This is a genomic window from Neobacillus oceani (assembly GCF_046237595.1).
GTDB lineage: Bacteria > Bacillota > Bacilli > Bacillales > Cytobacillaceae > Bacillus_D > Bacillus_D oceani.
In genome coordinates this window covers 1,138,878-1,157,952 of sequence record NZ_CP143543.1, presented here as the reverse complement: position 1 = coordinate 1,157,952, position 19,075 = coordinate 1,138,878, and the positions used below count along the sequence as shown (strand labels likewise).

General features: G+C 45.2%; 18 protein-coding genes, 1 pseudogene and 1 other annotated feature. Of the genes and pseudogenes, 9 read left to right on the top strand and 10 right to left on the bottom strand.

Features of this window, described 5'->3' with window-relative positions; genetic code table 11:
• Nucleotides 1-56 precede the first annotated feature (56 nt).
• Nucleotides 57-578 carry a CarD family transcriptional regulator gene (locus V1499_RS05805; RefSeq protein ID WP_409274537.1) on the top strand — a complete coding sequence of 174 codons (522 nt, stop codon included), beginning with the start codon at nt 57-59 and terminating at the stop codon, nt 576-578.
• A 42-nt stretch (nt 579-620) separates the two neighbouring features.
• Here V1499_RS05805 and V1499_RS05800 read toward each other — a convergent pair whose 3' ends face one another.
• On the bottom strand, nt 621-1,073 hold the full coding sequence (locus V1499_RS05800; RefSeq protein ID WP_409274536.1) for a MarR family winged helix-turn-helix transcriptional regulator: 453 nt from the start codon (nt 1,071-1,073) through the stop codon (nt 621-623).
• 322 nt (nt 1,074-1,395) lie between these two features.
• On the opposite strand from V1499_RS05800, the gene V1499_RS05795 reads away from it, so the two are divergent.
• On the top strand, nt 1,396-1,896 hold the full coding sequence (locus V1499_RS05795) for a DoxX family membrane protein (protein WP_409274534.1): 501 nt from the start codon (nt 1,396-1,398) through the stop codon (nt 1,894-1,896).
• Between the two features lie 99 nt (nt 1,897-1,995).
• Here V1499_RS05795 and V1499_RS05790 read toward each other — a convergent pair whose 3' ends face one another.
• Nucleotides 1,996-2,436, bottom strand: coding sequence for an RrF2 family transcriptional regulator (locus V1499_RS05790; RefSeq protein ID WP_409274533.1), 441 nt, complete (start codon nt 2,434-2,436; stop codon nt 1,996-1,998).
• Nucleotides 2,437-2,603: 167 nt separating this feature from the next.
• Between V1499_RS05790 and V1499_RS05785 the strand changes: the two genes are divergently transcribed.
• The 4 genes and pseudogenes from V1499_RS05785 to V1499_RS05770 all read left to right on the top strand — a co-directional run bounded on the left by V1499_RS05785 (nt 2,604) and on the right by V1499_RS05770 (nt 5,769).
• On the top strand, nt 2,604-3,476 hold the full coding sequence (locus V1499_RS05785) for a sulfite exporter TauE/SafE family protein (RefSeq protein ID WP_409274531.1): 873 nt from the start codon (nt 2,604-2,606) through the stop codon (nt 3,474-3,476).
• 273 nt (nt 3,477-3,749) lie between these two features.
• Entirely contained in the window at nt 3,750-4,250 is a 501-nt protein-coding gene (locus V1499_RS05780; RefSeq protein ID WP_409274529.1) for a DoxX family protein, read from the top strand.
• Between the two features lie 322 nt (nt 4,251-4,572).
• Complete coding sequence (locus V1499_RS05775; RefSeq protein WP_409274528.1) at nt 4,573-5,073, top strand: DoxX family protein; 501 nt, start codon at nt 4,573-4,575, stop codon at nt 5,071-5,073.
• A gap of 183 nt (nt 5,074-5,256) precedes the next feature.
• Nucleotides 5,257-5,769 (top strand): annotated as a pseudogene (locus V1499_RS05770) (DUF2199 domain-containing protein).
• A gap of 113 nt (nt 5,770-5,882) precedes the next feature.
• On the opposite strand, the gene V1499_RS05765 reads toward V1499_RS05770, so the two are convergent.
• The 4 genes from V1499_RS05765 to V1499_RS05750 form a co-directional block, all read right to left on the bottom strand.
• Nucleotides 5,883-6,521 (bottom strand): HAD family hydrolase, encoded by a 639-nt coding sequence (locus V1499_RS05765; protein ID WP_409274527.1) that lies wholly within the window; start codon nt 6,519-6,521, stop codon nt 5,883-5,885.
• 3 nt (nt 6,522-6,524) lie between these two features.
• Entirely contained in the window at nt 6,525-7,343 is an 819-nt protein-coding gene (locus V1499_RS05760; protein ID WP_409274526.1) for a protein phosphatase 2C domain-containing protein, read from the bottom strand.
• A complete protein-coding gene (locus V1499_RS05755) occupies nt 7,336-7,794 on the bottom strand; it encodes an HIT family protein (RefSeq protein WP_409274525.1) in 459 nt (152 codons plus the stop codon). Before V1499_RS05755 ends, V1499_RS05760 begins: the two co-directional genes overlap by 8 nt.
• A 49-nt stretch (nt 7,795-7,843) precedes the next feature.
• Nucleotides 7,844-8,067, bottom strand: a binding site (T-box leader).
• 44 nt (nt 8,068-8,111) lie between these two features.
• A complete protein-coding gene (locus tag V1499_RS05750) occupies nt 8,112-8,645 on the bottom strand; it encodes a GNAT family N-acetyltransferase (protein ID WP_409274523.1) in 534 nt (177 codons plus the stop codon).
• Nucleotides 8,646-8,804: 159 nt separating this feature from the next.
• On the opposite strand from V1499_RS05750, the gene V1499_RS05745 reads away from it, so the two are divergent.
• Entirely contained in the window at nt 8,805-10,223 is a 1,419-nt protein-coding gene (locus V1499_RS05745; protein ID WP_409274521.1) for a S8 family peptidase, read from the top strand.
• A 405-nt stretch (nt 10,224-10,628) separates the two neighbouring features.
• On the top strand, nt 10,629-11,045 hold the full coding sequence (locus tag V1499_RS05740) for a cytochrome-c oxidase (protein WP_409274520.1): 417 nt from the start codon (nt 10,629-10,631) through the stop codon (nt 11,043-11,045).
• Nucleotides 11,046-11,128: 83 nt separating this feature from the next.
• Here V1499_RS05740 and V1499_RS05735 read toward each other — a convergent pair whose 3' ends face one another.
• From V1499_RS05735 to V1499_RS05720, 4 genes are all read right to left on the bottom strand, one after another.
• On the bottom strand, nt 11,129-12,352 hold the full coding sequence (locus V1499_RS05735) for an MFS transporter (protein ID WP_409274519.1): 1,224 nt from the start codon (nt 12,350-12,352) through the stop codon (nt 11,129-11,131).
• A 235-nt stretch (nt 12,353-12,587) separates the two neighbouring features.
• Nucleotides 12,588-13,133 carry a signal peptidase I gene (gene lepB / locus V1499_RS05730; protein ID WP_409274517.1) on the bottom strand — a complete coding sequence of 182 codons (546 nt, stop codon included), beginning with the start codon at nt 13,131-13,133 and terminating at the stop codon, nt 12,588-12,590.
• Nucleotides 13,134-13,227: 94 nt separating this feature from the next.
• Entirely contained in the window at nt 13,228-13,731 is a 504-nt protein-coding gene (locus tag V1499_RS05725) for a cupin domain-containing protein (protein WP_409274516.1), read from the bottom strand.
• A 550-nt stretch (nt 13,732-14,281) separates the two neighbouring features.
• Entirely contained in the window at nt 14,282-17,593 is a 3,312-nt protein-coding gene (locus V1499_RS05720) for a glycosyltransferase (protein ID WP_409274515.1), read from the bottom strand.
• A 496-nt stretch (nt 17,594-18,089) separates the two neighbouring features.
• Between V1499_RS05720 and V1499_RS05715 the strand changes: the two genes are divergently transcribed.
• Nucleotides 18,090-19,058 (top strand): LCP family protein, encoded by a 969-nt coding sequence (locus V1499_RS05715; protein WP_409274514.1) that lies wholly within the window; start codon nt 18,090-18,092, stop codon nt 19,056-19,058.
• Nucleotides 19,059-19,075: the final 17 nt, after the last annotated feature.

Genomic DNA, 19,075 nt, shown 5'->3' with positions numbered 1-19,075 from the left:
ATATTTTTATTTCGTGATATTATAAACTTAGTTGACAAATATTCCGAGGTGAGCAAATGTTTTCTATTGGAGACTTTATGATTTATTCCGCACACGGCATTTGCAAGGTTGATGATATTTGTGAAAAAACAGTGTCAGGCATTACAAAGACTTACTATGTGCTGCATCCTATCGACAGTATTGGCCACTTAACGATAAGCAGTCCCGTGGATAACGATAAAGTGGCTATGCTGGAACTTATGAGTAAAGAGGAGGCGAATGAACTCCTTGAATCATTCCAATATCCTGGAGTAAAATGGATTGAAAACCCCAATTTTCGTTATAGGCAATATAACGATATAGTAAATACGGGCAATCGAAAGGAAATTGCCAAAGTTGTAAAGACACTGATGCAAAAAAAGCTGGATGCTGAACTTCATGGTAAAAAACTTTACGAATCAGACCGCAAGCTGCTGGAACATATCCAACACGTCTTATTTAAAGAATTGGCTATATCGCTGGAAACTACAGTTGAAAAAGTACATGATATCGTAATACAGTTTGTTAAGCAATCAACTAAAAAAAGAATGCCATTGTAAATGTTCCTGGCATTCTTTTTTGTGGTCTAATTTCCAATGATTTTATATCTTCCAATCGAGCTTTAAAAGATTTTTAAGTTCCTCTACCTTCTCCGCACCGATGTTCTCTGCGATTTTGTTTACAAGCTGGGCCTTAAGGGCTACGATTTTTTCGTAGCATTCTTCACCTAAAGGAGTTAGCTGGATACATTTCTCTTTCCTGTTGTTTTCTGCATTTCTAATTTCCACTAAACCTTTTGCGGAAAGGTTTTTTATAAACTTATGGATCGCCTGGCGGGAAATTTCCACATTCTTTGTCACATACGATATGGTCGGCTGTTTTTTATAAATTCTGGCCATGATATACCACTCAGAATTTGAAATATAAATCTCGCTATTGTCGTTCCAGGCTTTTCCCAAAATGCTTCTGAGCAAGCTATGCCGCTCGCTGATTAAATCTATAAGATCCAAATTTTCCAATTCAGATTTTGAGTTCAAGGGATTCACTCCATTCACCGTCTTCGCCCCTACTATACAAAACCGATAATTGGTTGTCAAACTGGTTTACAACGATCTTGCATCCATTTTTAAGCGGGCAGCTTTCGTAACAGGGTCTGCTGTACCCCCCCATACGACCGGCTGCCAAATATCGTTTCACGATTAATAAGCGTTCAACTCCGCTTTTATGAGGCCATTTGTGACCAATGTCACATCTTTGTCAAGAAGCTTTGTCTATTTGTTGAATAAACCGGAAACCCACTACCGATAGGTTAAAAATCCGATTATGATAACAGTGTAAACAACATAATTAAAATTTTAACGAAATGGGGAATTATCCATGTTTAACAAATTCTTAAGAGAAAACAAAATCGTTGCCGCTCTTCTCGCCGTTCTTCGGATTTATCTTGGTTACATGTGGCTGACTGCAGGCTGGGGCAAAATCACTGGAGGCTTTGACGCTGCAGGATTCCTAAAAGGCGCCGCCGCCAACCCGGTCAAAGGCCCGGACGGAATCGTCTACGGCTGGTATGTCGACTTCCTGAACGCTTTCGCGATTCCGAACGTCGAACTGTTCAACGTCCTGATCCCTTGGGGTGAATTCCTTGTCGGCCTTGGCTTGATTCTCGGATGCCTCACTAGTGCCGCAATGTTCTTCGGTCTTGTGATGAACTTCAGCTTCATGCTTGCCGGTACAGTTAGCCACAACCCAACTGACATCCTGATGGGCTTCATCATCCTTGTCGCTGGCGCCAATGCTGGCAAATACGGCCTTGACCGATATGTGCTTCCTTTCATCAACAAGACTGTTTTCAAAAAAGAAGCCGTGCTTCAAGAATAGGCTGATACTAAAATAATGAAGAAAAGGCTCTTCCATGCGGAAGGCCTTTTTATTTACTCCACCGGGCTCCACCCATCGCTAACAGACCCATGCTTTTTTTTAGCTTTCGCATGAGTCCGGCAGCTTCCTATCTACTTTTCCATCCAGCAAATCCTTTAAAGTCGTGCTGTCGAGTAATTCGGCAACCGTATCCCGGATCAGCGCCCACAAAGGCTTCAACAGGCAGCCTTCTTCCAGCGGGCAGCTTTCGTACGAAGTGATGCTGACACACCCCATTGGCGCCAGCGGCCCTTCCAGGTTGCGGATGACGTGGCCAATCACAATTTCACTCGGCTTTTTGCTCAGTTTGTATCCACCATTAACCCCTCTTTTGCTTTGGACGTACCCATTTCGTTTCAGCTGCAAAAGGAGCTGCTCCAAATAATTGATTGGCACAAGTGTCTTATCAGAAATCTCCCCGATTGGAACGAGTTTATCATCATTTCCCCCTAAACAGATGAGTGCCCGCAGCGCATATTCCCCTCTGCTTGACAGCTTCATTGTGGCACGCTCCTTCTAGGCATTCGGACTATTTTTCCCAATTGGTTAGAACCAACAATTTTGTCCGTACATACAGTAGGTTACAAACCTGATTAGATTAGTCGACAATTAGAGAATGCCCTTTTTCATAAGTCTATTCAGGACATTTTTAAAAAGGAGAGATTTTTTTGAGGAGGCTAATTGTTCTGGCTTTGATTGGATTGGCCGCCCAACTTGTGGACGGTTCACTTGGCATGGCTTATGGAGTAACTTCGACCTCATTGCTCCTGATGTTCGGGATTGCCCCAGCTGTCGCATCCGCATCCGTCCATATGGCGGAAGTCGTTACAACCGCTGCCTCGGGCGTGTCGCATATACGCTTTGGCAATGTTGATAAGCAGGTTGTTTACAGGCTGATCATCCCAGGTTCCATTGGCGCATTCATTGGCGCCTGCTTTCTGGGAAGCATACCCGGCCATCTCATTAAGCCGTACATCTCTGTTTTTTTACTTATGCTCGGCGTTTTTGTCCTTTACCGTTTCCTGTTTAAATTCAATCCCTCGAAAAAACCTGCCAAAGGCAAGTTCGGGAAAAAATTCTTCATTCCGCTTGGTTTCATTGCGGGCTTTTTTGACGCGACCGGCGGTGGAGGCTGGGGCCCGATTGCCACGCCAGTCCTGCTTACAAGCAATCGGATGGAGCCAAGGAAAGTTATCGGGTCGGTCGATACAAGCGAATTCGCCATTGCGGTTTCTTCCACACTTGGATTTCTTTTGACATTGGGCTGGTCCACGATCAATGTCCAGTGGGTGCTTGCCTTAATGATTGGCGGGATCATCGCCGCTCCTATTGCCGCCTGGCTTGTTAAAATCATTCCCACCAATCTGCTTGGGACTCTCGTGGGAGGCATCATTATCCTCACGAATATCCGGACATTGTTCGGTGCTTTAGATGTTTCTCAGTCGATTGCACAGTATACGTATTTTGGGCTCATCTTCCTTTGGGCCGCCTCTGTCATTGCTGTGATTTATAAAATAAAGAAGGTCGCTGTTGAGGTTTAGGGATAAGAGAGGATTAAAAGTAGATGACCCCAATCGCTTTTCCTTGTTAATGAAAAGCTGGGTAAGGCGAGCGTAAATTGGCTGCCAACATGCGGTAAAATAGGCTCTATTTCGCTGTCCTAATCACCCATTGTGACCGTTGTCACACCTTCGTCAAGAAGCTTTGTCTATTTGTTGAATAAACTGGAAAACCCCTACCGATATGTTAGAAATCGGATTATGATAACAGTGTAAACAACATAATTAAATTTTTAACGAAAAGGGGAATTATCCATGTTTAACAATTTCTTAAGGGAAAACAAAATCGCTGCCGCTCTTCTCGCCGTTCTTCGGATTTATCTTGGTTACATGTGGCTGACTGCCGGCTGGGGCAAAATCACTGGAGGCTTTGACGCTGCAGGATTCCTGAAAGGGGCCGCCGCCAACCCAGTCAAAGGCCCGGACGGAATCGTCTACGGCTGGTATGTCGACTTCTTGAACGCTTTCGCCCTTCCAAACGTCGAACTGTTCAACGTCCTAATTCCTTGGGGTGAATTCCTTGTCGGCCTTGGCCTCATCCTTGGCTGCCTCACTAGTGCCGCAATGTTCTTCGGCCTTGTGATGAACTTCAGCTTCATGCTTGCAGGCACAGTAAGCCATAACCCAACCGACATTCTGATGGGCTTCATCATCCTTGTAGCTGGCGCCAACGCTGGCAAATACGGCCTTGACCGCTACGTACTTCCTTTCATCAACAAGACTGTATTCAATAAAGAAGCTAGGCTTCAAGAGTAAACTGATACTAAAATAATGAAGAAAAGGCTCTTCCAACCGGAAGGCCTTTTTTATTTACTCCGCCAGGTCCTCCAGTCTAAAGGGCGCTAACGGACTCGCGCGCTTTACTTAGCTTTGCACGAGTCCTGCAGCTTCGGATCTCCTTCCTCCCCTGTTCACACCAGTATAAAAAAGTTCCGCTGTGAACAATGTCACACCTTCGTCAAGAAGCTTTGTCTATTTGTTGAATAAACTGGAAAACCCCTACCGATATATTAAAAATCGGATTATGATAACAGTGTAAACAACATATTTAAATAAATAACGAAATGGGGAATTATTCATGTTTAACAAATTCTTAAGAGAAAACAAAGTCGCTGCCGCTCTTCTCGCTGTCTTACGTATCTATCTTGGCTACATGTGGCTTACTGCCGGCTGGGGCAAAATCACTGGAGGTTTTGATGCTGCAGGCTTCCTGAAAGGCGCTGCCGCCAACCCGGTCAAAGGCCCGGACGGAATCGTCTACGGCTGGTATGTCGACTTCCTGAACGCTTTCGCCCTTCCAAACGTCGAACTGTTCAACGTCCTAATTCCTTGGGGTGAATTCCTTGTCGGCCTTGGTTTGATTCTCGGCTGCCTCACTAGTGCCGCAATGTTCTTTGGCCTTGTGATGAACTTCAGCTTCATGCTTGCTGGAACGGTAAGCCACAACCCAACCGATGTATTGATGGGCTTCATCATCCTTGTCGCTGGCGCTAATGCCGGCAAATACGGCCTTGACCACTACGTTCTTCCTTTCATCAACAAGACTGTTTTCAAAAATAAACATCAACTAGAGAATTAACCTAGTGTTCAAACTTTTAAGCAAAGAGACCTAAAGAAACCCATTTAGGATAAAATACAAATAAGTAACCATCCAATTGACAGACCAATAAAAATTTTGGTCTGTCATTTTTATTGTTGAATTACTGATGTTCTAGCAAATGCTATAATCTTCCTATGAAGATATAATGGTGGTGAAAACTAAGTGGCAAGAATTGAGGGATATACTTGTAGTTGCTGCGGTCAATATTACGAAGAACTTCCGCGAAGTTACGGAAATCCTGCTCCTGTATATTACTATTATATTGATCCTGAAGAACGGGAAGAGAATTTTGAACTGGACGACGACTTATGCGTAATGGAAAGCGAACACTTCTTCATTCGTGGGTGCATAGAAGTCCCTATCCTCGGGACTGATGATCATTTAATTTGGGGAGTTTGGGTTTCCTTAAGTGAAGCGAATTTCAATAAAGTAAAAGAATACTGGGATATGCAAGAACTATTGGAACCAATGTTTGGTTGGCTTTCTACCGAATTATCCATTTACCCTGATACTGTAAACTTATAAGCAATGATCCATTTTAGGCCAGATGGCATTCGACCATTCATTGAACTAGAACCAACCGATCATCCTTTGGCGGTCGAATTCCGAAACGGAATTACCTTGGAACGGGTTAAGGAGATAGCTGAATACTATTGTGTTAATCAAGATAAATAAAAGAGGCATTGAAATGATTTCAATGCTCTCTTCCGCCAATTAAGGTGGTGTTAAGATACCCACTTTTCTAAAAGCGCCCAAGATGGATATCCGCAATTCAATCCCCCCTAAACTTAGCCCTTTTTTAATAAATTCACCAATTCCCGAAAACTCGTAAACACCTCATCCGGTTGTACAGTAAACTCAAGCGACTGGTAATTTGGAAGCCATTGAACACCGATTGTATGAACGTTCGCCTTCTTCCCAGCAAGGATGTCGGCATCGCTGTCCCCAAGGAAAATCGCTTCTGCCGGGGAAACACCGAGTTCGGCCAATGCCTTGTGAATCCCTTCCGGATGGGGCTTGGGAATATCAACATCATCCCCGGTTATCTCCACATCGAACATTCCTTCCATTCCCAGGCACTGAAGCGATATATCGAGGCTCCTCTTCGCCTTTCCGGTCACGATCCCCAATTTGTAGTCTTCGCTCTTCAACTGCTTTAAGAGGCTGCTTATCTCCTCATTTTTCTCAACAAACTCATCATGTTTTTCGCTGTATTTTTCGTAAAATAATTCGATTGCCTCGTCATGGCTTTTATGCAGGAGGTTTTCGCGGATGATGCCCGTTTCGGAAGGGCCGAACATTGCCTTTATCTGCTCGGAAGTTAAATCCCGGCCATCGTATTCCTTGAAAACCGACTGAAATGCAAAAAAGCAAATCGGCAGTGTATCGGCGAGGGTTCCGTCAAAATCAAAAATAACTGCTTTCATTTATTAACCATCCTTTCTGCCAACTGAATCACTTGGCTCGCTCGCGTCCAATTCATTTTCAACCTGCCAGGAAAGGATTGTCGTGCTGTCGCGGACATTTTTTTTCTTAATGATTGTCAACAGCTTATTAACACCTTCTTCATTTCCAGCATCCCGGAAAGCTGTAAAGACCTTTTCAGGTTGTTCAAATACCGAGCCCGGACATTCAACCAACCCATCCGTGGTCAAAAGGATATGGTTTCTTCCTCTCCTAAGTTCCTTGCAGCCTGTGCTGTAGCAAGGAACAGGCAGCTCGAACGTGTTCACTTTCCCAACCCACTCATAGAAGCTCCGGTGGTTTTGCTGGTATTCGTATAACGCGGCCAGTTCAGGATGGTGCAAATAGAGGATGCAATCGCCAATTGAAAACCACCAAAGAAAGTTTTCTTTTCGGACCGCTATTAGGCACGCTGTCTCGCCCTGAAGCTCCTTGCATCTTTTTTTAAAATCCTCATCCTGAAAAAATGAAACGATCCGCTTTCCCAATTCCCTGAAGGACTTATTCACCGACAGCCGCAAAGTCTCCTTTATCTCTTCCTTTCGTTTTCCAAATTCACTTACAACCAGTTCCGCGCTGTCGGCTGAGCTGTGTGCATCAAGAAGGACAACGAATTCATAGCCATTTTCCCCGCCCGTCCAGGCAATGCAGCCATCTTCATTTTTATGTTGGCCCGCAGAAGAATTGCCGCCAAACCGGCCGAGGACAATCGGGCCAACCGTTTCAACGCTGATTTCGTCAACAAATTCTTTCTCGCTTCCAACCCAGCTAATTTCGCTAGTCATTTATGCCGCCATCCTCTAAAAACGACCTGATGCGCCGGCAAACATGTATGGCTTCACCGTCGTCCCCCATCCTCGCATTTGGCGAGTCATACACGGCAAATGGCCCCCAATACTCTTCCGGCGTGCCGGGGTACCTGGGCACAAGGTGCATATGGAGATGCGGCACGGCATTTCCCGAAACAACCGCATAAATATGCTCGGCTCCCTCGCATTCCTTCAAGCCCTTGCTCACCCTCGACATGATCAAGCCGAAAGCCTGTGCTTCTTCCGGCTCCATGTCCGCAAGCGTTGGCGCATGCCTTTTTAAATCGATCATGATGTGGCCAAGGTAATTCGGCTTCCCGCCGCTATCGATATGGCCAACGTACACATATTCATCTTCATAAATCAGTTCCCCGGCCGTTTGAATCAGGCCCTTATGCTTTTTGCAAATGAAGCAATCCTCCTGCATCACACTTCCCCCTTTTCCTTTTGAAAAATAAAAAAAGCCTGCCGCCCCTTAAAGAGACGACAAGCTTTTGCTTCCGTGGTACCACTCTTTTTAGTTTGCCAACTCAAAAGGCAAACCTTCTCAAGACTCGATTACGGGAGTTAACCGTCCAGGCCTAATTCATTCAGCCTGGCCGCTCAAAGGCGAGTTCGGGAATCGTATTGACTGCTTTTCACCAGCCAGCAGCTCTCTGACAATAAAAAATCCCCTACTGCTCCTCGTCAGTGCGTTTCTCTATGGAAAACTTTTACTTATCTTACTGTTAACCGAAAAGTCTGTCAACTATTTCTTTTTAAAAGTGAATACAAATATGTATCATAGGTAGTTCCATTTTGGACCATATAATCGCGCAAAATCCCTTCCTTTTGAAAGCCAGCCTTCTGAAGCAATTTGCTCGATGCTTCATTTTCGAGGAAAACAACCGCTCCGATTCGGTTTAATCCCAATTCTTCAAAGCCATAGGAAATCACCTTCTCTAACGCTTCCGTCACATAGCCTTTCCGCCAGTGGCTTGGATGGAGTTCATAGCCGATTTCTGCGCGTTTATGCTTCGGGCTCCAGGCATTGAAACCGATAGTCCCAATCAACCCATTAGCGCCTTTTAGCTCGATTCCCCAGCGGATTCCCCTTTTTTCATGATAATTTTTCGCAAAAAACTCCACGAATCCTTCTGCCTGTTCAACTGTTTCAAGGCGCTCCTGCCCATAGAACCGGACAACGTCCTCATTTGAAAAGCATGCGAAAATGGCCGCGGCATCTTCTTTTCCTATCTCACGCAAAATAAGCCTGTCTGTTTCAAGTAACGGAAACATATTACTTCCCCCAAATCTTTTCTTTATCATACCCGAAGGCCGCAAACCTTACATCCCTTTTTTTTAAAAAAACTCTTCAAAACCCATTAATTCCCTTCGTTAAATTTGCCGGTTGATTGCACCCTATACATATACAAGAAAAATTGGGGTGATTGTGCCATGATCAATAAATATCTCCTTGCAGGCGGCGTTGTCGCGGTCGCTGTGCTGGCGGGCAGCGTGCTTTTTCTAGATAACAGCGACACGAACCGCCAGGGGGCATCCCGGCTCCAATTAAGCCAGGGACTGCAGCAGATTCAGCAGCGCGACGGCCACAGGCTGCGGATTACCGAGTATGACAATGTCTGGAATGGCGGAGAGACGAGACGGTACCTCGATACGCAGCCTTCCATCCAAAAGATTTATCACAATGACCGAGACACAAGCCATTACGTTGACAATGAAGTAGTCGTCGATTTTACCGGCCACCCGGCGCCCGAGGATATTACGCGAATCACGGCTGAAATTAACGGCGAACTTGTGAAAAAATTCAATTCAACCTATATTTTCAAGTCAAGGACCATGAACGCCGAAAAGCTGATTGTTTATTTTGGAAAAAGAAAAGATGTGGAGTTCGCGGAGCATCATTACATCCTCATGCAAAATGCCGTCCCCACTCCGAACGATGTTTTTTATCGCGAACAATACCAATGGAATCTTCCTGTAATCGGGACGGAGAACGGCTGGGCGATTTCGCGTGGCTCAAAAAAGGTCACAATCGCGATTGTCGATACAGGGGTTGATTTGGACCATCCGGATTTAAAGAATAGGGTTGTTACGGGCTACAATGTCCTCGCCGATAATACCAATCCCGATGATGACAATGGCCACGGCACCCACGTCGCCGGTATCATCGCATCGGAGACGAACAACGGGCGGGGGGTTGCAGGGATAACGTGGTACAACAAAATCATGCCGGTAAAGGCAATGGGTAAGAAAGGGTACGGTACGACGTCCGACATCGCCAAGGGGGTCTATTGGGCAGTTGACAACGGAGCGAAGGTGATTAATCTAAGCCTCGGCAACTATCAGCATTCCCAGGTTTTAAAGGAAGCGATTGATTATGCCAATAAAAAAGATGTTGTGATCGTCGCTGCCGCCGGGAATGACAATACACGGCAGCCGACCTACCCAGCCTCCTATCCGGAAGTGATTGCTGTTTCTGCCGTCGACCAGGATAGCAGGCTCGCCGAATTTTCCAATCATGGAACTTACGTGGACGTCGCCGCACCGGGGGTTTACATCCCAAGCACGTATTTCAAAAAACAGTATGCTGCGCTATCCGGAACCTCTATGGCCTCGCCGCACGTCGCCGGTCTGGCTGGCCTGGTCCGCTCGGAAAACCCGAAGCTGACGAACAAGGAAGTCATCCGCATTATCAGAAAATCCGCGGCCGACCTTGGCATCCGTGGAAGGGACGCGCAATATGGAAGCGGGATGATTGATGTTAACAGGGCTCTACAGCTTGCGCGCGAAAGCAAACAGAGCCCCAGCAAGCCAAAAACGCAAAGCTGGCTAATCAATTTGTTCAATAGATAGAAACGCGCCCGCTACAGCAGCGGGCCGTTTTTTTGGGGGAACTGAACTTTTGACAGCTTTCTCAGATTTTGCTCCTATCTAGTCTCTTCTGACAGCTTTCTGGGATTTTGCCCCTATCGAGTCAGAAGGCCACCTTTCTTCTGACAGCTTTTTGAGTTTTTGATCCATCGAGTCAGAAGTTCATTCCACTTCTGACAGCTTTTAATAAATAAACCATCAGCGTGTCCGAATGTCCCAATTATTCAATTCGCTCGTCTGGTTCCTCCCAAACTGATGCCAATTTTACAATTTTGCGTAAAGTGTCGATTCAAATTGACTGAATCTTCAAAACACGCTATTCATATTTACTATCTTCATCTTGTATACTAATAACTGTAAACAATTCTTAATAAGGAGGTGGTTTCTGTGAAATTCGGCACTCTCTTCCTGAAAGTTGCGGCTCTTTACTTTTTGATTGGCGTTGGAATGGGGATTACGATGGAGATTATCGGCGATCATAGGCTAGCGGGGGCGCATGCCCATATTAACCTGGTTGGCTGGGCATCCATGGCTTTGTTCGGCGTCATCTATGTCCTTTTCCCAAAAGCTGGCGAGACACAGCTGGCGAAACTTCATTTCTGGCTTTATAACATCTCATTGCCTTTATTCATGCTTGGCCTGTCCTTCCTGCTTCTTGGAAACGAATCACTCATCATCCTGCTGCAAATCTTCCCGAACATCCTAGTCCTCGCCGTCCTGCTCTTCGTCATCAATGTTTTCAAAAACGTCAAAGCCGCGGATGTCGCGCACTATTTGCACAAGGATAAAGGTGCTTCCTTGTAAAATTGAAAAAAGTAGTGCTCTGCCACGCCGGCTTGCACTACTTTTTTTATTTCAACTTCATTCTCTTTCACAAAAAGCTGCCCCTAACTTGGAACACCCTGGGCCTTCTCTTTAAAATAGCCCGCCCTAGAAGGCAGAATGATGGTCGAAAACAGGCTTGCCGATAAAAATAGTCCGGCAATCGAGAACACGATGCACACAAACTGGAGGCTGAACCATTCCGCGAAGAAGCCGACCAACAGCGTCAACCCAATTTGAATGACCCCCTGCGCCATTTCCGCCACGCTCGCAAATCTCCCCATCAGCTCGACCGGCACCTTGTTCTGGAAAAAAGTTGCATAGCCGGTTGTCGCGAACGCCATGAAAAATCCGAGAAAAACAAAGGCTGCCGTAGCGGTCAGGAAATTAAATGACGAGTAGAAAGCCAAATAGCCTACCGACGAAAGAAGCATTCCCCCGCCGAGATAAAATTTCAGAGGGATTTTCTTCGATACCATCGCGGCGACAGACGATCCTGCAAGCGCCCCAATTCCTGTAATGCTCACAATTAACCCGTAATCCCTGGTCGACAACCCAAGGATTTTTTTAATAAACGTCACTTCCTGCGGGTCGAGGGCGAACCCAATCAATGTCGCACCCTGGTAAAGCAAATATACGACAATAAAGAACTTGGCACCGACAACAAAATTCCGGACCGCTTTCCAATCCTCCACCAATGTTTTCAGTCGGATTGGCTCCCTTCCCTCCTCACTTGCCTTATCGACATTCGGAAGCAGGTAAATAAAGAATGCGCAAATAATGAACGAAATCGCGTTGATGATGATGCAAATCTCCGTACCCGCCACCATAATAAGCGCTCCCGCGATGGCCGGCCCGAGCAAAAACGCGCCTGAAGCGGTCATGCTCATAATCGAATTGAACCGCTTACGGTTTTCTTCAGGAACCAATTTTGTGATATACACAGTTGAACTTGGCCCGAAGAATGCCCCGGCGATATTGATCAGAAGCATGATAAAATATATCAGCCAGAGCGAATCTGTAAAAGGGATGATGAATACAAGCAACCCCCGAATGACATCGGTCGCTATCATCAGCTTTCGTTTATTAGCCCGATCGATGACACTTCCCGACCAGGTATTCGTAATTAATACCGCAATTGGCCTGATAATATACAAGCCAGCGACCGCCGCGGCCGACCCTGTTAAATCAAGGATAGAAATATTCAGTGCGACAAGATACAACCAGCTGCCCAAATACGAAATGCCTATCCCTGTCAACAACAGAATCGGGTTTTTCCAAGAACCCATTTGCTCACCTTTTTCCTTCCAATTTCCCCCATAATATCATTTTTCCGAAAATTTTAAAAAGATTTTTCAAAGAGCAAACAGAGCAACGTGCCTACCCGCACAAAATTTTCCCAACCTCCAAGCAAACAAGGGACTCTCCAAACATAAAAGCGTGCCGCAGGTGTACAATCTCCCTTTTTTCCCCACACCAAGTTCAAATAAAAAAGCCGCCAAACCGGCAGCTTTAACCATGCAATTATTCCTTGATAATCCTGATTTCATTTAACGGCCAGTACACAACCTTCGTCGTCCCGACCACATCTTCAACCGGAATTGCCCCGATATGGCGGCTATCCTTACTGTATCTCCTGTTATCGCCCAAAACGAACAAATGGCCCTTTGGAACGATTGATTCGCCAACAGCCGTTTCCTCCAGCTTGAACGAATCAGTCAGCGTGCCACCCGCAATCTCCTTTTTGAACTCGTCAAGGTACGGCTCATCATACGCCTTGCCATTTACATACAGCTTATCATCCTTATACTCGATCCTGTCTCCAGGCAGCCCAATGATCCGCTTTATGTAATCCTCCCGCTCATTCGCATGGAAAACCACGATATCAAACCGCTTCAGCTCGCCAATCTTCGTGACAATCATCCGTTCATGGGTCTGCAAGGTCGGTTCCATCGAAGCACCCTCGACCTCAATCGGCGTCAGAAGAAAAGTACGAGTCAAAAATGCTAAAAGTATCGCAATCAAAATGGCTTTTCCCCAACCAATAATTTCTTCCCTGCTATTCACCATTCTCTTCATCCTCTCACGTTTTCTATGGCAGCTTTTTTTAAAAATCAATGGCATATTTCGCCCGATAAATCAAGTCCAAAAAACACCGCATCTCCTATTCAGGAAGTGTTTCATACGCCATTTTCCCAATAATCTCACGATGCTGCGGATAATCCTTCACCAATTCCTCCTGGGTGAAAAGCTCGAAATCCACATACTCAAAACCAGGAGACACCATGCAGCCAACAAGCGCATACGTCCCATCTCCGGAAACCGACGACCCGAAAATCGTATTCTTCGGAACAAGCACCTGGGGTACCTCCCCTTTCTCCAAATCCAGGCCGAGCAGCACTTCCTCATACTCGCCATTCTCATGAATCATATGGACCGAAAGCGAATCCCCCGTATGAAAATACCACAGCTCATCCGACTTCAGCCGGTGAAAATGCGACACCTCCCCGTTACGCAGCAAAAAGTAAATGCTTGTATAGAGCGCTCGTTCCGTCCCGGGCACATCCTCCTCCGACCGGTACGTTTGCTTAAAATAGCCACCCTCAGCGTGCGGCTCAAGCCCCAACCGGGAAATCCAATAATCCGCAGTCTGTTTACCCAAAATCATTCAGCTCCCAAAAATCAATGTCTTTTTCTTATTCTTGCACACCCAATCCCCAAAAGACAAATAGAACTTGTAACATTTTTACGAAACCAAGCCTGTTTTAAACCTGCTTTTTTTAAAAAAGGGCCCGCGTTCCGCGGACCCTGGCCCACATCATTTGCCGGCATACACATCGACGTGTTTGACGTGCACATGGTTCGGTACAATAAACAAAATAGACAGCATCCCAAACACCGCTCGAAATGTGGCAATTGGCATTCTACTTTACAAATCGTCTCTAACTAGATCGAATACATTCCACTTTCGGCCATTCCCTGCTAACACGGAAGCCCCATTTCCCCCGTCCTGCTAGCACTTTGCTAGCGATTCCCTGAAGTTTTATACTTTTATCCGGAGATTTTAGCTGTTTATCAGGAGATTCTTGCTGTAAGGCAACAAGACCGCTTCACTTATTTTTCAAAGCGAAACGGTCTTAGTTTGGAAACTATAAAACGGACTTTATCTTTAAGTATGTTTTCTTGTCTTTAGACGTTTCGTCAGTGGATTGCCCTGCTCACCCAAACAACCCGCGTTCCGGTGCCAAATCCCCGCTTCGCTTTACTTTCCCCCAGCCAACCCGGGTTCCCTTAAGCGCAACCAACAGGGCTTTCCATGTGACCCAGAGCAATAAATAGCGATACACAATTCTTTGAAGAATCATGCTAAGTAATGGTTTCGCACTTAATTTCTCGAGCTTAAAGGCAACTAAACTGACAATCAAGTCGATTATGAAATACGTCCCAAAAATAAGCAGGGATGCCGCTACTTCGCCAGTTGCGAGTTTCCAGATAAACAACACGTCAATAACTGGAGCAAAGAATGGGACAATAAACTGGAATAGCAGCATATTCGGCATTGCCAGGAATCCGAGCGATTTATGTTTTGTTCCCGCAAAAGCTTTTTTATGCTTCCAGAAGCATTGCAATGTCCCGAAGGTCCACCTGAAACGCTGTTTAAGGAAATCACGCAACGTTTTAGGCGCCTCGGTGTAGGCTAACGCTTTTTCTTCAACCGTTACTTTATAGCCTTCCCGAAGAATTTTCAAGGTCATGTCCGTATCTTCAGCCAGTGTATCATCGGAAAAATACCCGAGCTCTTCAACCACCTGTTTTCTCCAGGCACCGATGGCACCTGGCACAACTGTGAGACAATTTTGCGTGGCAAAAGCGCGTTTTTCGATATTAAAACCGGTGACATATTCAATGTGCTGCCAGATGGTTAACAAATTCCGCCGGTTTCCGACACGAACATTTCCTGATACCGCCGCTATCTGTCCTTCCTCAAAGTGGCGCACTAGGAACGAAATTGCTTCAGGGGAGACATTTGTATCAGCATCCACGACAATCAGGATCTCCCCCTTCGCCGTCTTCGCTCCTTCATTGAGGGCCGATGCTTTTCCGCCATTCTTTTTATGTACCAAATGGACATTTTCATGTTCGGAGAAATTCTCGCTAACTGTAAGGGATGTTTTATCCTTTGAGCCGTCATCGACTACGATAATTTCGAGATTGGGATAGTCGCTTTTCATGATCGACTCAATCGTCTTCTTTATCACTCTTTCTTCATTAAATGCGGGAATGACTACGCTCACTATAGGAGAGAAAGATTGTCCCTGGCGAACGTGAACCCGCCGTACTTGCTTTTTATGTTTTATAGCCAAAAAGCCTAAGATCAAAAGCCGAAGAGCCAGAACAAGCATGATACCGATCAGCAACGCCACTGTTACAGTTTTAAAGTGGGCTACACCCAAAAGCACGAGTTTGGAGCTATGGACAATCGGCTTTTCCACATCCGCCACAACGGGCATGACCTTGTTTTGATTTTGGCTCATCAATTCACTGACAGTTGTAAACGTATATCCCTTGCCCTTCAATTGCTCAATGATGATTGGCAAGGCTTCAACCGTTGCCTGCCTATCCCCGCCGCCGTCATGAAGCAAAATGATGTCGCCGCCGGACGCCTCTTTCAGGACTTTGTCCACAATCGCGTCCCTGTCACGAAGCTCCCAGTCCCTTGAATCAACATCATAGTTTACAGTTATGTAGCCCATTTCGGTCACTTTCTTCATTTGTTCGAAATGCTCCGGAAAATACTTTGCCTCTTCATCCCCCAAAGGAGAACGGTAGAGCACACTTGTATAGCCGGTAATCCCCTGGATCACACGCTGGGTGCTGTTCAACTCGAATTTCAACTTTTCCTCGGATAAATCCTTCGTGTTTGGATGTGTAAACGTATGGCTGCCAACCTCATGGCCATCCTTTACCATTTGTTTCACGATGTCCTGATGAAGTGCGGCATTTTTGCCAATCAAAAAGAACGTAGCCGGGATTCCTTGTTCTTTCAAGATTTCCAGAATTTTTCCCGTATATTCAGGGGTAGGCCCATCGTCAAACGTCAAAACGATTTCCTTTCCTTTCGCTTGGCTTAAACGCTCAAACTCATATGCCTTCGGATTGGAAATATAGGATTCATGTACAATGGAACCTGCCTCATTAAACAAAAAGCTGCGCCTGCCTTCCTCCCTGCTCTCCGAGGCCCTGAAAATATTCCCTTGTCCTTTGCTAAAAATATTCCCGCCACTTTTGAGCGTTTGCATTTCTTCGAGTTTGTTTCCTTTAAGGATATCCCACACCGAGGGGTCCTCTGCCCCCAGCCTCCAGAGTGCGATTCCTTTTGCACCTGCCTCTTCGGATAGTTTCAGCTGATTGTAGAAGGTTGCGCTGTCAAGAAACCATATTTCGTGCAGTTTACCGTTCTTTGTATATTTCACGTACGGGTTTTGGCTAATATCATCCCACTGGATGTTCAAGCCTGCTTTTCCGGCAAGCCTCGTAATATCATCAAATGAAACTGGTTCCCCCGGCTCCTGGCTTTCCCACTCCCAGTCATAGCCGTAATTGCCCAGGGCTACAATAAGCTTGTCCTTAGGCAATTTTTCAAGAACGCTTTGAAACCAGGATGTAGAAGCAATCGGGCCTGGTGAGTTGACATTCTCATCGTAGGCCATCACAATCAACTGGTCCACATGGTTCTCCAGCCGCTGATAATCATACGCTGGATTCGCAGCTGGGACATCCATCGAGACGGTTAGCCCGTCCGCATGGAATACCTCGTACAGTTCCTTCATAAACTGGGTCAATTGATCACGGGTTTTTCTATCCAGATTTTCAAAGTCTATATTGATGCCGTCAAATCCATTTTCTTTAATAAGACCATGCAGGTTTTTTATGAATTTCGTCCGTTCCTCTGGCGAATTCAAAAGGGTCGTTACGGTTTCCCGGTTCCATTTTCCATTCTGTATGTTATGAATCAATGGGGTAATTTTCATACCCTTTTCCCTCGCAAGCTTTACGATGTCCGGATCGATATCGCTCTCCACTTCAAGGTCTTCATTCAGGCTTAGCCATTGCGGGACTAATACGTCAATTTCATCACTATGATCCCTTAGCGATTGTTCACTGTTGCTGTCCCAATTCACATAAAAGGCATACACATCTTTGTTAAACGAGACTTTGTTTTGATAAAAACTGACCTTTTGTCTGGCTGAAACAGGCTGTGTGGCCGTCATTGTTTCCGATGGTGCAATAATATTAAATTCATCGGCTACCTTCGTTTCCAGCTTTGGCATCACTGGATTAAAATAAAGGCCAAGGCCGGAAAAAAAGACCGCAAGCGCGAAAAGGGCGGCAAAGGAAGCACAGAAAAAGACCATGACATTCCAGCGTTTACTTGATTCACTCTTAAAAATGAAATCTTTCTCGCCTTGTTCACCAGTTACATCCATGTTCCTATTTGTATCCTTTTTAAACTGAAATCTTTTCTTCATTTATTTACCTGCCTCAAGTCATTTTTCCATTCTGCTCAATTCTTCGGTTTCCGTTTTAGCCATATCAACCGTACCACTGGGGTTCAATCCTTTGATATATGCTGATTTATTCATTTTTAATAATGACGATAGAGTCGCTCGGCTAAAGGACCTAAAAACAATCAACTTATTTCTGTTGAAAAATCATAACTGATACTTATGTAACAACCCCCTTGATTTCCCTTGTTTAATCAGCTTTTCATTCCCTAAAAACTCCATTCACCCGATCCAAAGGCCTCTTTTTCAAAAAGAATTATCCTTTCGTAACAATTAGTTAACAAGCAATTAATATAGTGGAAAAATTTTTAATGATCTAAAGGACCTCTATCCCAGGGATATTTCCCTAGAAATGTTGATTTTCTCGGTATATTGGAGTTGAACTAGTCATTTAGTCGAATAACGTTAAGTTTGCTCCAATGATACAATGAAACTAGAGTGCATCAAAGGAAGTGTAAGAATGGAAAAAGAAAACAAGCCACCAAAAATGAACAAAAGAAAAAAGGGTTTTCGAATTACGCTTATCATCATCCTGCTGTTGTTCGCTGGGGCAGCCAGCTACGGTTATTCTGTCTATCAATCGATTGCCACCACACTAAAAAACACACATGAACCCTTGAATAGGCCAAAAAACGATCACCGGCAGATTGATTTAGCAAAACGCGATCCATTCTCGGTCTTATTATTAGGGGTAGACCAGCGTGACGGAGACCGCGGACGCCCCGATTCCCTCATGCTGCTAACGGTTAACCCTGATGATGAATCGATTAAAATGGTGAGCATTCCCCGTGATACATATGCCACAATCATCGGGAAAGGAATTGAGGATAAAATCAATCATGCCTATACATACGGCGGAGTGGATTTGAGCATTAAAACAATTGAACATTTCCTCAATGTCCCTATCGATTACTACATCGCGGTTAACACCAATGGGTTTCAGGAACTGGTGGATTCTGTTGGCGGTGTTACAGTGCAAAACACACTGGATTTTTCATATGGTAAATTTCACTTTCCTGTAGGCCAGTTGCATTTGAATGGAGCGGAAGCCCTTAAATTCACGCAAATGCGCCATTTAGACCCAAAGGGCGATTTCGGCCGCCAGGAACGGCAACAAAAAGTCATCCAGGCATTTATTAAGGAAGCTGCAAATGTAAAAACACTGGCAAACTACCGAAGTATTTTAGATGTTATCGGAAATAACATGAAAACGAATTTAACATTCAACGAGATGAAGAAACTCCAAGAAAACTATGCAAAGACGAGAAATAACCTTGAACGCATCCAAATAAGCGGAAACGATCTGAAAAAAGATGGAGTCTACTATTTTGAAGTACCCGATGAAGAGCGGGAAAAGCTTTCACAGATGCTCAATAAACACTTGAAAATTGAACAGTCCACGAAAACCGCAAAAGCTGAATCCAATTGAACCTCTAAGGCACACCG

What these genes read in the sequence shown, in the direction of transcription:
- V1499_RS05745 (WP_409274521.1), top strand. Translation starts at nt 8,805, where the DNA reads ATGATCAATAAATATCTCCTTGCAGGCGGCGTTGTCGCGGTCGCTGTG.
- V1499_RS05790 (WP_409274533.1), bottom strand. Translation starts at nt 2,436, where the DNA reads ATGAAGCTGTCAAGCAGAGGGGAATATGCGCTGCGGGCACTCATCTGT.
- V1499_RS05760 (WP_409274526.1), bottom strand. Translation starts at nt 7,343, where the DNA reads ATGACTAGCGAAATTAGCTGGGTTGGAAGCGAGAAAGAATTTGTTGAC.
- V1499_RS05795 (WP_409274534.1), top strand. Translation starts at nt 1,396, where the DNA reads ATGTTTAACAAATTCTTAAGAGAAAACAAAATCGTTGCCGCTCTTCTC.
- lepB (WP_409274517.1), bottom strand. Translation starts at nt 13,133, where the DNA reads ATGGTGAATAGCAGGGAAGAAATTATTGGTTGGGGAAAAGCCATTTTG.
- V1499_RS05725 (WP_409274516.1), bottom strand. Translation starts at nt 13,731, where the DNA reads ATGATTTTGGGTAAACAGACTGCGGATTATTGGATTTCCCGGTTGGGG.
- V1499_RS05775 (WP_409274528.1), top strand. Translation starts at nt 4,573, where the DNA reads ATGTTTAACAAATTCTTAAGAGAAAACAAAGTCGCTGCCGCTCTTCTC.
- V1499_RS05805 (WP_409274537.1), top strand. Translation starts at nt 57, where the DNA reads ATGTTTTCTATTGGAGACTTTATGATTTATTCCGCACACGGCATTTGC.
- V1499_RS05720 (WP_409274515.1), bottom strand. Translation starts at nt 17,593, where the DNA reads ATGAAGAAAAGATTTCAGTTTAAAAAGGATACAAATAGGAACATGGAT.
- V1499_RS05735 (WP_409274519.1), bottom strand. Translation starts at nt 12,352, where the DNA reads ATGGGTTCTTGGAAAAACCCGATTCTGTTGTTGACAGGGATAGGCATT.
- V1499_RS05755 (WP_409274525.1), bottom strand. Translation starts at nt 7,794, where the DNA reads ATGCAGGAGGATTGCTTCATTTGCAAAAAGCATAAGGGCCTGATTCAA.
- V1499_RS05765 (WP_409274527.1), bottom strand. Translation starts at nt 6,521, where the DNA reads ATGAAAGCAGTTATTTTTGATTTTGACGGAACCCTCGCCGATACACTG.
- V1499_RS05715 (WP_409274514.1), top strand. Translation starts at nt 18,090, where the DNA reads ATGGAAAAAGAAAACAAGCCACCAAAAATGAACAAAAGAAAAAAGGGT.
- V1499_RS05780 (WP_409274529.1), top strand. Translation starts at nt 3,750, where the DNA reads ATGTTTAACAATTTCTTAAGGGAAAACAAAATCGCTGCCGCTCTTCTC.
- V1499_RS05750 (WP_409274523.1), bottom strand. Translation starts at nt 8,645, where the DNA reads ATGTTTCCGTTACTTGAAACAGACAGGCTTATTTTGCGTGAGATAGGA.